General features: G+C 37.7%; 10 protein-coding genes. 5 read left to right on the top strand and 5 right to left on the bottom strand.

Annotated elements, in window-relative coordinates:
- Window positions 1–16: 16 nt before the first annotated feature.
- From bcsA to bcsR, 3 genes are read right to left on the bottom strand one after another with little or no spacing between them, the layout of a single operon-like run.
- Window positions 17–2,602: a UDP-forming cellulose synthase catalytic subunit gene (gene bcsA, locus ABN236_RS10955; protein ID WP_349473968.1), complete on the bottom strand. Its 2,586-nt coding sequence runs from the start codon at window positions 2,600–2,602 to the stop codon at window positions 17–19.
- Window positions 2,602–3,339 carry a cellulose synthase operon protein YhjQ/BcsQ gene (locus tag ABN236_RS10950; protein ID WP_349473967.1) on the bottom strand — a complete coding sequence of 246 codons (738 nt, stop codon included), beginning with the start codon at window positions 3,337–3,339 and terminating at the stop codon, window positions 2,602–2,604. Before ABN236_RS10950 ends, bcsA begins: the two co-directional genes overlap by 1 nt.
- 8 nt (window positions 3,340–3,347) lie before the next feature.
- Window positions 3,348–3,539, bottom strand: coding sequence for a cellulose biosynthesis protein BcsR (gene bcsR, locus ABN236_RS10945; protein WP_194952672.1), 192 nt, complete (start codon window positions 3,537–3,539; stop codon window positions 3,348–3,350).
- 863 nt (window positions 3,540–4,402) lie between these two features.
- On the opposite strand from bcsR, the gene bcsG reads away from it, so the two are divergent.
- Window positions 4,403–6,148, top strand: a complete 1,746-nt coding sequence (gene bcsG, locus ABN236_RS10940; RefSeq protein WP_349473966.1) for a cellulose biosynthesis protein BcsG — start codon at window positions 4,403–4,405, stop codon at window positions 6,146–6,148.
- A gap of 174 nt (window positions 6,149–6,322) precedes the next feature.
- Here bcsG and metK read toward each other — a convergent pair whose 3' ends face one another.
- Window positions 6,323–7,477 (bottom strand): methionine adenosyltransferase, encoded by a 1,155-nt coding sequence (gene metK / locus ABN236_RS10935; RefSeq protein ID WP_088494906.1) that lies wholly within the window; start codon window positions 7,475–7,477, stop codon window positions 6,323–6,325.
- 688 nt (window positions 7,478–8,165) lie between these two features.
- Between metK and speA the strand changes: the two genes are divergently transcribed.
- The 4 genes from speA (at window position 8,166) to ABN236_RS10915 (ending at window position 11,947) form a co-directional block, all read left to right on the top strand.
- A complete protein-coding gene (gene speA, locus ABN236_RS10930) occupies window positions 8,166–10,073 on the top strand; it encodes a biosynthetic arginine decarboxylase (protein WP_088494907.1) in 1,908 nt (635 codons plus the stop codon).
- A gap of 103 nt (window positions 10,074–10,176) precedes the next feature.
- The gene (gene speB / locus ABN236_RS10925) at window positions 10,177–11,097 is read left to right on the top strand and encodes an agmatinase (protein WP_036912424.1); all 921 of its coding nucleotides are present in this window, start codon (window positions 10,177–10,179) and stop codon (window positions 11,095–11,097) included.
- A 174-nt stretch (window positions 11,098–11,271) separates the two neighbouring features.
- On the top strand, window positions 11,272–11,613 hold the full coding sequence (locus ABN236_RS10920; RefSeq protein WP_349473965.1) for a type II toxin-antitoxin system RelE/ParE family toxin: 342 nt from the start codon (window positions 11,272–11,274) through the stop codon (window positions 11,611–11,613).
- Window positions 11,603–11,947 carry a helix-turn-helix domain-containing transcriptional regulator gene (locus ABN236_RS10915; protein ID WP_165122740.1) on the top strand — a complete coding sequence of 115 codons (345 nt, stop codon included), beginning with the start codon at window positions 11,603–11,605 and terminating at the stop codon, window positions 11,945–11,947. Before ABN236_RS10920 ends, ABN236_RS10915 begins: the two co-directional genes overlap by 11 nt.
- 95 nt (window positions 11,948–12,042) lie before the next feature.
- Here the strand turns inward: ABN236_RS10915 and mutH are convergent, their stop codons facing one another.
- Window positions 12,043–12,720 (bottom strand): DNA mismatch repair endonuclease MutH, encoded by a 678-nt coding sequence (gene mutH, locus ABN236_RS10910; protein ID WP_088494908.1) that lies wholly within the window; start codon window positions 12,718–12,720, stop codon window positions 12,043–12,045.
- Window positions 12,721–13,033: the final 313 nt, after the last annotated feature.

Genomic DNA, 13,033 nt, shown 5'->3' with positions numbered 1-13,033 from the left:
AAACTGAGTTTTTCCTTCAAGACTGATGAAATATTTGTGAAACATTAACGCGTTGAGGGAGTAACGATGAAAGCCACAGCAAAAAGAGACCGAGTAAGCGAAAAGTGGCGTAAATAAAGTAAGGAGCACGTTTTAACAAAGTGTTATAACCTTGCATGCTGATAAAAATAATGTTCTTGAGACTACTTAAAGGTCTGTCGGTTGGAAGTTCATTTTGCCAATCAGCCCAAGTATCGGCTCGCTCAAAAGTACACGCAGTAAATTCGATAGCTTTTTGCGTTGTCATTTCAAGAAGTTGTAACCCAATAATTTGCCCATCAACACGTGAAATATTGGCTTTAAAGGCGTGTTCACGCTGATTTTCATTGAGTAATAGAGTGATACTTTCATTTGGAGAGAGTGAAAGTATGACATTATCAGGTAATTGAATGGCACAGCTATTATCAGAAAAATCATAGAGATAACAGCGATAGAGAGAGCCATTATTTAACAGCAACATGGCAGGAACTTTAACGCGAACGCGAGGGAAACGGCGTTGTTGCTTTGTTTCGACAGAAACTGCAATAGCAACACCCAGTAAGATAAGGTTATAGCAAACCCACAATAAACACATAACAACAGCCCAAGCTTCATCAGGATCGCCTGTTGCAATGCGCCAAAAGGCAAACAAAATACCCAATAAATTTAGGTTGAGAAAGAGTAAGTAAGGGCGGTTAATTCGCCAATCGACAAAGCCTTCTTCCATCACGCCACCTTTGTCAGTAACGTTGAAAGTCCCTTTATGAGGAGAGAAAAGAGTACTCAACACTGGGCGAGTGGTGTACCACGCCAAAATTGTTTCATAAACTTCACCCCAGAATGAGTGGCGATAAGCGCCTTGTAACTTCGCACTTGCGAGTGAAATATGGATCAAATACGGTACAACATAGAGGGCGATGGCAACCGCAGGTGCATAAATGATATAGGCGTGGAAAAAAAGAAACGTCAGTGGTGCAAGTAAGAAAACCATCCGTGGAATGCCAGAGAAAAAGTGCAACATAGCATTTAAGTAACAAAGACGTTGTGGCAGGCTCAAACCTTTACCAAAGAGTGGATTATCAAGTCGGAATATTTGAACCATTCCTCTTGCCCACCGAATGCGTTGACCTATGTGCGCGGATAATGATTCAGTCGCTAAACCTGCGGCTTGTGGAATGCGAATATAAGCTGATCTCCAGCCATGACGGTGTAAACGTAATGAGGTATGCGCATCTTCTGTAACTGTTTCAACAGCAATACCACCAATTTCATCTAATGCAGTACGACGTAAAACGGCACACGAGCCACAGAAAAACGCTGCATTCCAAGTGTCATTCCCATCCTGAACTAATCCATAAAAGAGTGTGCCTTCATTCGGCGTTTCACGGAAATTATCTAAATTACGTTCAAAAGGGTCGGGTGAGAAAAAATGGTGGGGTGTTTGCACCAAAGCCATTTTTTCATCTTTTAAAAACCATCCCATCGTAAATTGTAGAAATGAACGTGTTGGAATATGGTCACAGTCAAAGATAGCGACAAACTCACCAGAAGCGAGAGTTAAGGCATGATTGATATTACCTGCTTTAGCAAAATCGTGTTTTTCTCGTGTGATATAACGAATACCCACTTCTTGAGCAAATGCTTTAAATTCAGGACGAGAGCCATCATCAAGCAGATAAATAGTGAGCTTATCTTTAGGCCAATCTAAATTTAAGCTGGCATAGATTGTGGGTTTAACAACTTGTAAATCTTCGTTATAGGTAGGAATAAAAATATCAACGCTTTGCCATTGTGTAATGTCTTCAGGCATAGAAACGGGTTTTCGATGCAGTGGCCAAATGCATTGCATAAAACTAAGGAATAACACACTCCACGCATAAGTTTCAGCCAGTAAAAGCAGTAAACCACAAAATAGGCTGAAATTATCAACCCAATAAAGGGTTGATTGATAACGCCACCAAATATATCGACATGCAATTGTCAGTGCCAACATAACCATTGCGATTGAAGAGAAACGCCCCGGAATATCGCGGATAGCTAAGGCAACTAACCAAAGAACAATCACAAAAACAAACTGGAACGTGAGATCAAATGGCTGAGTAATACTGAGTAAAATAAAGAAAATGGCAAAAATAGCGATGACGGAATAGAGGACATACTGCCAAAATGGCGTAGTTTTTTTCTTATGTTCAATGATGTCAATCGCGATAGGAGTGACATGAACAAAGAGTTTTTTGTATGTTTTTCGAATATAGGAAATCAGTTGTGTGGGTTTTTTAATCAGCAAATGCGCTGCATAATGGCAAGTTAGCCAAATGCTTTGCAACAAATAGCGTATAGGATCGAAAACTTTAGGGCAACGAGGATCGATATGAGGATATAGCTCTTGTTGTTTTCTGGCAATTCTCCGCCAAAAAGGGGATTCCATCCGTAAAAAAAGCCACATAATGCCCATAAATAGCTCGCTAATAATAGCCGCACTGCGAGATGCACCGTTATGGCGATAAAACTTGTAGTAACGAATAAGAATATGTTGTGTCACATTCTTTTCGATTTTATTTGTGGCATCGTAAGATGATGGCATTATGGCTGTCCCTCTTTCCTCTCAAATAACGAAAAACACCATTGAGCGAGTTGCGATATTTCTTCTACTAACATGCAATTAGCTCGGTAATCATATAAAGGTAAACGTGAGGCACACGCCTCTAATGAGGCTTCATCTCGATGAAGAACGACAGGGCATAATGGAAATGGCGTCGTTTGCCAAAATTGATAAAAATCTTGGTGAATTTGGCTGGTGGCACGAAATTGGTTAATCAGTACGTATTCATTTTCGATAAATTCGTGTTGGTTAAGGCGAATATGACAGTTGCTTTCTGCCATTGCCACGGTGAAAAAAATATCCGCTTTTTCTATCCAAGATGTGAAAAGAGCATCTTCTGTGTGCTGTAAATCCATTAAAATAATGGCATCAGGGTGTAGCTGAATAAATGTCGTTAAAAAATGGGTAAGATGTTGTTTTGCTGAAAATGATAATTGTAAGAGCAAATTATCCTTCGTATTAACCAAACCAAAAGGTAACACTTGGTAGTGTGGTCGATAGTAAAAAATACTCTCCTCTATTGATGTCTCTGCTAATAATGCCTGACTTAATGTGGTATTTTTTTGCTGTGCTGGAAAATAAAAAGACAAAATATTTTCAGTGCAATTATCAATAATAAGCACTTCTTTATTTTGTTGATTAAATTGTCGAGCAAGGGCAATTGCCGTGGATGTTGTACCCACTCCACCTCGAAGCCCTTTTAATACAATAAGTGGCATAGTCAGCCTCATTTAGTCATGTAATGAAATGCATTAAGTAATGGCCAGCGATAAATAAGCTCACTATTTACTTCTTCTTTATTGATATCCTGATAGTGATAGTTATTTAATGAAAATAATTTTTTTAGTTTATCAATGTCCTTATTTAGATTATTTTTTTCTATTTTTATATTTGAGTTAATAAAAGTTTCATTTTTCATTTTAATATCCTCTGGATAAAAGAAAAATAAATCTCTATCGAAATTAAAATCTCGATAAAAATAGGGGTTAATTAATAATGCTTTCTGTTTATTTAAACTACCTATTTTAGAATATGCTTTAAAATACATTATTTCAATTACGTAAAAACACATAAAATAGATATTTATTATCTTATTTTTATAAATGATGGCTATTGATTTTCTTTTTACATTTATATTTTCTGTTTTTTTAATTTCGTCTGTTAAATAATAACGGAAAGAGTTTAGCTACAAAATAAAGCAATAAAAAGAAATGTAAATTAGCTGTTTATAACAATATATTAAATTGTTCGAATCTGATGATCATATTTGTATGTTGATCTGTATCATTTTTCATATAAAAATCATTATATTATAGTCTTTTAATGATTGTTTTTGTGTTTATGTTGAGGCGTTTGTTTATTTATTGCTACTTATGTTTATTAATTGTTATTCGATGTTGTTAATGTGTATTTTGTTTTGTTTTTGTTTCGAAATATAAAAATAAGATAACTCTGTGTTTCATTATTTAATGTAAATAAATCATCATTTTTAAAAATAGACGCTATTATATAAATAGAACGTTGAGTATTTTGTTTTCGAATCCAAATTAAATAAGTTGGATATCATAATTGTTTTTATTTTATATAAGAGGTCAGTGTTTTCTGACGAGGTTTTCTTTTTCGTTATTTTTTATTTAAGGGTTTTTACTTGGTTTTAAATAAATATTCTCTTATATGATCGTTTAGTAGTTAATTAAATATCAGAAGTAATAAAAAGACAGATATGAGTAATCATATAACTGTTGAATTGGATTTATTTATACTAAAGAGTAGGAAATCAAAATGAACAAATCTAATACAACCCAGTTCGATTTTTTACATTACTGGCATGGGTTGGGAGCATGGAATTTCTATTTTTTACTAAAGTTTGTTTTACTTTGGTATGGTTATTTAAATTTTGATGCTTTTAGCAATTTACTTTTTCTTGCCTTTTTATTGTTCCCATTACCAAAAAATATTTGGTATAAAATGCGTAATTGGATCGCTATCCCAATAGGGATAATATTATTTTACCATGATACTTGGTTACCCAGCTTTTCAACGATTCTTGCCCAAGGTGGACAGCTTAAACAGTTTTCCTTTGATTACCTTGTTGAGTTAACTGTTAACTTTATCAATATCAAAATGATAGGTGTCGCCTTTATTTTGTTAGTGGGCTACCTTTTTATTGAACAGTGGATGAGGGTATCCGTCTTTATTATTGCGGGGGTGTTGTGGCTAAATCTTGGTGGGTTTACTCATTTTTCTCAAGGTGTGGTGCCTGCAGTTTCCGCTAATTCTTTTACGCAAGAAAGTAACATTAGTGCAGAAAAAAGCACTGTGGTAGTCAAAGCACCTGAAGTGTTGCCTGCCTCAGTTGAACCGCAAATTTCCCCTGAAGTTGTACCAACGAAGGAAGTAGAGACTGCATCTATTAATACCGTTTATCCACCACAAAAACTGAAGGTTAATAATAAGGTATTGGATGATTGGCTAACACAGTTTTATGGTTATGAGAAAAAACGCACAACACCATTTCCTGCGCAGTTATCAGCCAATGCTCAGCCTTTTGATATTTTGATTATTAATATCTGTTCGCTTTCTACTGCTGATGCGGCGGCGGTTGGGCTACAAGAACACCCTATTTGGGGTAACTTTGATGTGTTATTTAGTCATTTTAATACCGTATCTTCTTACAGCGGTCCTGCATCATTACGATTATTACGTGCGAGTTGTGGTCAGACTCACCACTCTGATTTATACGATCCCGCAGATGCACAATGTTTGCTGATGGATAATTTATCATCGTTAGGATTTGCCAAGAAATTGGTACTCGACCATAACGGGAAGTTCGGTAATTACCTCAAAGAAGTTCAGCAACTCGGTAATCTTAATATCGCCTTACAAGATCAAGAAAATCTTTCTCATCAAATTACCGCATTTGATGGCACCAAAATTTACAACGATAAGGAAACATTACAACGTTGGTTGCAAGCGCGTGAACAGTCTAATGAGAGCCGCTCTGTGACCTTTGTGAACTTGGTGTCATTACATGATGGTAACCGTTATGTAGGCGAAAATAGCACCGCTGATTATGGTAAACGCGCCTCTACATTGCTTGATAACTTAGATAGCTTTATGAATGAGCTAGATAAAAAAGGAAGAAAAGTGATGGTGGTGATTGTGCCTGAGCATGGTGCTGCGCTACAAGGTGATAAGACACAAATGTCAGGGCTAAGAGATATTCCAAGCCAAAGTATTACTACCGTTCCTGTTGGTATTCGTTTCACCGGAATAAAAGATAGAGCACAATTTTATCCTCCTGTGATTGTCGATGAACCCAGCAGCTATTTGGCTATCTCTGAGTTTATTTCTCGTAATGTGAATGGTGATGTCTTTAACCAATCTGTTATTGATTGGAATGCATTAGCCAGTGAACTTCCTCAAACTGCCAATGTTGCGGAAAACCAAGCTACGGTTGTGGTTGATTATCAAGGGCAGTCTTATATCAAGTTAAATGGAGGTGAGTGGATTAACTACCCTAATTAACTTTTTATAGGAAACAGTTTCATCATAAATCTATGTTCTCGTTTTCTCCTATTGAGACCCCCGTATGATTGCGGGGTTTTTTTATGAGTTTTATAAATAGAAGCCATAAAAAAACCACATCTATTAAGATGTGGTCTTATCAAAATCAATAACGTGATGTTCTTGGCAAGAGACTTATTTTAAGCCTGCTGCTTCACGTAAGATTTCAGCCTTATCTGTTGCTTCCCAAGGGAATTCAGAGCGACCAAAGTGACCGTAAGCAGCCGTTTTTTGGTAGATAGGGTGCAGTAAATCTAGCATTTGAATTAATCCATAAGGACGTAAGTCAAAGAATTCACGCACTAACAGAATCAGTTGTGCTGTTGGGACTTTTTCAGTACCAAATGTTTCTACCATAATTGATGTTGGCTCAGCCACACCGATTGCGTAAGAAACTTGAATTTCACAACGATCTGCTAAACCTGCTGCTACGATATTTTTAGCAACGTAACGAGCAGCATAAGCGGCTGAACGGTCAACTTTCGATGGATCTTTACCAGAGAAAGCACCGCCACCGTGACGAGCCATACCGCCGTAAGTATCGACAATGATTTTACGACCGGTTAAACCACAGTCGCCCATTGGTCCACCGATAACAAAACGGCCTGTTGGGTTGATGAAATATTTAGTTTGTTCATTTAACCATTCTGCTGGCAGAACAGGTTTAATGATCTCTTCCATCACTGCTTCATGCAGATCTTTTTGTGCAATATCTTCAGAATGCTGAGTTGATAATACAACTGCATCAATACCAACAACTTTATTGTTGTCGTATTGGAAGGTAATTTGGCTTTTCGCATCAGGGCGTAACCAAGGTAAAGCACCGCTTTTGCGGACTTGTGCTTGACGTTGAACTAAACGATGAGCATAAGTAATTGGAGCAGGCATTAATACGTCAGTTTCGTTGGTTGCATAACCAAACATTAAACCTTGGTCGCCAGCGCCTTGCTCTAATGGATTTGCACGATCAACGCCTTGGTTGATATCAGGTGATTGTTTACCAATCGCACTGATAACTGCGCAGGAATTAGCATCAAAGCCCATGTCAGAACTGGTGTAGCCGATTTCACGAACAGTGTTACGTGTAATTTCTTCGATATCGACCCAAGCTTTGGTGGTAATTTCTCCGCCTACCATAACCATGCCTGTCTTAACGTAAGTTTCGCAGGCAACGCGTGCTTTTGGATCTTGTTCTAAAATTGCATCCAGAACAGCATCAGAAATCTGATCTGCAATTTTATCTGGATGACCTTCTGAGACTGATTCAGAAGTAAAAAGGTGTGTAGTCATTATATCTCGTTACCTTAATACAAACGGTTTAAGGATGGATGTTTTAACATCTAGACGTCTATTTTATGACTCTTCTCTCTTTAATTCCAGCTTTTTTTAATCAAATATAGGGATAAAGTAGAATCAAACAGTTAATCTTATTTTTGCTGCTTGCTATTTTTGTATCAAGAAAAGAGAGATTAGAGAAAAAAAAGTTTTTTGTACTTTTTGCTTTGCATTTTTAACTAACTAAAGGTATAACCTCGCGGTTACTGTGAAATCTGAACACAGTGTAAACCGCAGGATTTCTGATCCTGTTTCTCTGTTAGGGAAATGGCTTATAAGTTTAAGCCATGTGTGGAGTGAATGGGTAATGATCCATTGTCTACAGGTTAGTCTTTTCAAAAACCAAAACAGTACTCGCCAATACTATACACGTAGTATATCTAGAGTAATTTCCTCTTTGAGCTCTTTCTCTTTAGAGCGAAGTTGTCTGTTACTTGCCAATAGGTGATTGTGTTAACTCGTTATAGGTTAACTCAAGAACTTTCTACTATTATGTCCTGCGTATAGCTGGATAATCATATAAAAATATATAGTGAGCCATTACTTCCAACTGTTATTTATCAGTCGTTTCAGATTTTTGTCGGATAATTGACTACTATGGTGACAGGCAAGGTATAAACTCATACTCCCTAAGGAGAATGTCATGAATGATAACATCGCTCGTAAGATGCAGCAGACCTATAACATTGCATATTGGGGTGGCGGTTACTATTTAGCGAATAATCGGGGAAATATTAGCGTTTGTCCTAATCCTGATGTTCCTAATGCAACTTTTGATTTAACCGAGTTGGTTAAACGAGTTCAAGAAGAGCAATCGAACCTGCGTTTACCTGCGCTTTTTTGCTTTCCTCAAATACTACAACATCGTTTACGTTCGATTAATGCTGCGTTTCATCGCGCGCGTGAATCTTATGGTTATAAAGGTGACTATTTTTTAGTTTACCCAATTAAAGTTAACCAACAACGTCGTGTTATTGAGTCATTAGTCAATGCAGGAGAGCCTTTAGGTTTAGAGGCTGGCTCTAAAGCAGAATTAATGGCAGTACTTGCTCATGCCAATATGACAAGTTCTGTGATTGTTTGTAATGGTTATAAAGACCGTGAGTATATTCGTTTAGCACTCACTGGTGAAAAACTTGGGCATAAAGTTTTCTTAGTCATTGAGAAAATGTCTGAGATTAAAATGGTTCTTGAAGAAGCTGAACGTTTAGAAGTTATTCCACGTTTAGGCGTTCGCGCTCGTCTTGCTTCTCAAGGATCAGGTAAATGGCAGGCAAGTGGTGGTGAAAAATCAAAATTTGGTTTAGCCGCGACACAAGTTCTGCAATTAATTGATATGTTACGCCAAGCTGACCGCTTAGATAGCCTGCAATTACTGCATTTCCATTTGGGATCACAAATGGCGAATATCCGTGATATCGCAACCGGTGTTCGTGAATCTGCACGCTTCTATGTTGAACTTCACAAACTGGGCGTGAATATTCAGTATTTCGATGTGGGTGGCGGTTTAGGTGTGGACTATGAAGGTACACGCTCACAATCTGATTGCTCTGTTAACTATGGCCTTAATGAATATGCGAATAACGTTATTTGGGCGATTGGTGACGCGTGTGATGAAAATGATTTACCACATCCAACCGTTATTACTGAATCAGGTCGTGCATTAACAGCACACCATACAGTATTAATTTCTAATGTAATTGGTGTTGAACGTAATGAATTTACGGCAATTACACCACCTGAAGATGATGCAGCAAGACCGATTGCAAGCCTTTGGGAAACATGGGAAGAGATGCAAACTAAAGGGCATAGCCGTTCATTACGTGAATGGTTACACGATAGCCAATTAGACTTACATGATGTGCATACCCAATATGTTCACGGTATGTTAAGTCTGACAGAGCGTGCATGGGCAGAAGAGCTGTATTTGAATATCTGTCGTCGTATTCAGTACGATTTAGATCCAAGCAATCGTGCCCATCGTCCTATTATTGATGAGTTACAAGAACGTATGTCAGATAAGTTCTATGTTAACTTCTCATTGTTCCAATCTTTACCTGATGCATGGGGTATCGACCAGTTATTTCCTGTATTACCGATTGAAGGGCTAGATAAACCGCTTGATCGTCGCGCAGTGTTACTCGATATCACTTGTGACTCAGATGGTATTATTGACCATTATGTTGATGGTGATGGTGTTGAAACAACGATGCCAATGCCAGCTTATGATCCTGAATATCCACCAATGATCGGCTTCTTTATGGTAGGGGCTTATCAGGAAATTTTAGGTAATATGCATAACTTATTTGGTGATACGGCAGCGGTTGACGTTTACCTTGATGAGAAAGGTAATCTGACTTACGTGCAAAGTGAAGAGGGCGACACGGTTGCTGATATGCTTCAGTACGTTAAGTTAAATCCTACCGTGCTGTTAGATCGTTTCCGCACCCAAGTAAAAAATGCACAGTTAGATGAAGCGTTACAAGAGCAATTCCTGACTGAATTTGAAAGTGGTTTATACGGTTATACGTATCTGGAAGAAGAAGAGTAATTCTTCACCTTCCAATGCAGGAGTGATGTTATTAAACATCACTCTTTATCTATCATATTGATTTGTATGTTGCTTATTTTAAATAAGCAACAGAGGTAATAGCATGAAAAATAGTACGTTAGGTAATGAGACTGATAATTCATTGATCTCTAATGCATTTGGTTTTTTACGTTTTCCACTGAATTTTCAGCCTTATAGCAGTGATGCAGATTGGGTTATTACAGGTGTGCCTTTTGATATGGCAACATCAGGTCGTGCAGGAACTCGTCATGGACCAGGCGCTATTCGTCAAATTTCAACGAATTTAGCGTGGGAAGGTAATCGCTGGCCATGGGATTTCGATATGCGTGAACGTTTAAGCGTTGTCGATTGTGGTGACTTAGTGTTTAACTTCGGTGATGCACAAGATATGAGCGATAAATTACAAGCTCATACAGAGAAGTTATTAGCCGCAGGTAAAAAATGCTTAACGTTTGGTGGTGACCATTTTGTCACACTGCCTTTATTACGTGCCCATGCAAAACACTTCGGTAAAATGGCATTAGTTCATTTTGATGCGCATACCGATACTTATGGTAATGGCAGTAAATTTGACCACGGTACTATGTTCTTCCATGCACCAAATGAAGGATTAATCGATCCTAACCACTCTGTTCAAATTGGTATTCGTACTGATCATGACAGTGATAATGGTTTCACTGTATTGGATGCAGCACAGGTTAACGATCGCGGTGTGACTGATCTCGTTGATCAGATCAAAGGTATTGTTGGTGATCTCCCTGTTTACCTGACTTTTGATATCGACTGTCTTGATCCTGCGTTTGCACCAGGAACAGGCACACCGGTTGTAGGCGGCTTAACAACAGATAAAGCACTGAAGATCTTACGTGCATTACAACCGTTAAACATTGTCGGTATGGATTTAGTTGAAGTTTCTCCAGCTTACGATCAATCGGATATTACAGCACTTGCAGGGGCAACCATTGCTCTTGATATGTTGTATTTGCAAGCCGCAAAAAAATAATTTCTGTTAATTTCAGAAAATAAAGACAAAGCGATATCTGTTAGGTATCGCTTTTTTTATGTTTGTTTTTTGAAAAAAAGAACGCTTTTTTATCTTGATGATTGTCTGTTATAAGTTACACTTTATTTGTAATTTATAAGCGACAATCAAGTGACTTGGCAATAGGGATAGCAAATGCCATATAAAATAGTACGTTATCAAGATAATAATCAAAAAGTACCCTATACGGATTGGATTAAGAAATTAAGAAAACGTGATCCTCAAGCAGCAGCAAAAGTAGAAGTACAAATATCACGAGCCTGTGTCGGTAATTTTGCTGATCATAAGTTTGAAAGAGAAGATGTTTGGGCTTTACGGATCAATTATGGTCAAGGGTATCGAGTTTATTACTCTGTAGAGAATGGGCTTATAATTCTCTTATTAGTTGGAGGTAATAAAGGAACTCAGCAAGCAGATATAGACAAAGCAGTGAGTTATCTTAAAGATTATTATGTAAGGATAAAAAATGACAAATAAAATAGAAAAAATGAAACAAAATAATATCCCTGCATGTATTGATCATGATGCTGAATTGATCAAAGAACTGCGAGAAGATCCTGTTTATGCAGAAATTTATTTACAGACAGCATTAGAAGGTATCTATGAACCTGGAGGCGTTGGTGCGTTTCTTATTGCATTACGGCAAATAATCGAAGCTCATGGTGGTGTAGGTGAAATAGCAAAAAAATCAGGTCTTTCTCGACAGCATATTTATCGAGCATTATCTGAAAATGGTAATCCGACTTTAACAACACTCACAGAAATAACACGAGCAGTGGGTGTTAGGCTGGCTTCTTCTCATTGCATTTAGAAAAATAAACCAGAAAGTATCGTATTAATAATAATGCCCTGTGTGATTTAGAATAATGACACAGGGTATTTTGTTGCGAGTGATTTATAACGAAACTAAAGCTGAAAATAACGAGCAAGCAGAGGGGCGGTAAAATTCTTTTTTAAATAGAATCCTCTGGGTAAGGTCATAATACGTTGCCCATCTTCACCAATAGCTTCTGTTAATGCTTTACTGTTTGCGGCTTTGGGACGGATTTGTAAGACTTGCCCGTGACGAGCGGTAATGCTTTCTACTTTACCTAACACAATCATATCCATTAGCTCTTCCCAATCGTGACGTAATAGTTCTTCTTCCGTGCTATTAGGGCTCCAAAGTAGCGGAGAGGCGACGCGACGTTGTGCTAATGGTATTTCCCTTTCTCCTTCAACTGGCACCCATAATACTTTTGAGAGCTTACGTTTTACATGGCTATTTTCCCATGTAATACCGCTGTTTCCGGTCAATGCTGCGACACAGACAAAAGTGGTTTCTAAAGGCATCCCCAATCTATCAATTGGAATTGTTTTGAGCTCAATGCCCAATTCACTGAAGTCTTGTTCAGGTTTGCTGCCTGCACTTGCGCCTAAATAGTATTCCAACAACATGCCTACCCAACCTTTATCTCTTTTTAGATCAATTGGGATAGGGAGTTGTGCAAAAGCGGCAAGTTCACCAAAAGTATAACCCGCAAGCGCTTTTGCTCGTTCAAATAAAACCTGTTCATTTTCGGGTGCGATTGGTGGCGTAAACATAATTATTATCTTCTTGTATAAATAATAGACAGAAAAAACGGGTTGTTGATAACGTATTTAGCTTTATTTTATTTAAATCATAATAGCATGATATATCATCATTTTTTTGAGTTAATTCGCTAATTGAAATTTATAATTCCAAGTTGTGCACGGTTATCCTGAAATCATAAACAGGCTTTTACACTAGGTTATCCACAGCTTTATGGGATAACTCACAGAAAGTGAGATCACTGTTCTGATTTACAGCCTTGACTTTTGCAGATATTTGCCAAAATTATCCTATTTTGTCTAACTAATCGGCATAACCTGTGGA

The sequence above is a fragment of the Proteus sp. fly-1013 genome (genome assembly GCF_040140245.1).
GTDB classification, from domain to species: Bacteria; Pseudomonadota; Gammaproteobacteria; order Enterobacterales; family Enterobacteriaceae; genus Proteus; species Proteus mirabilis_B.
This window is presented reverse-complemented; position numbering and strand designations above follow the sequence as displayed.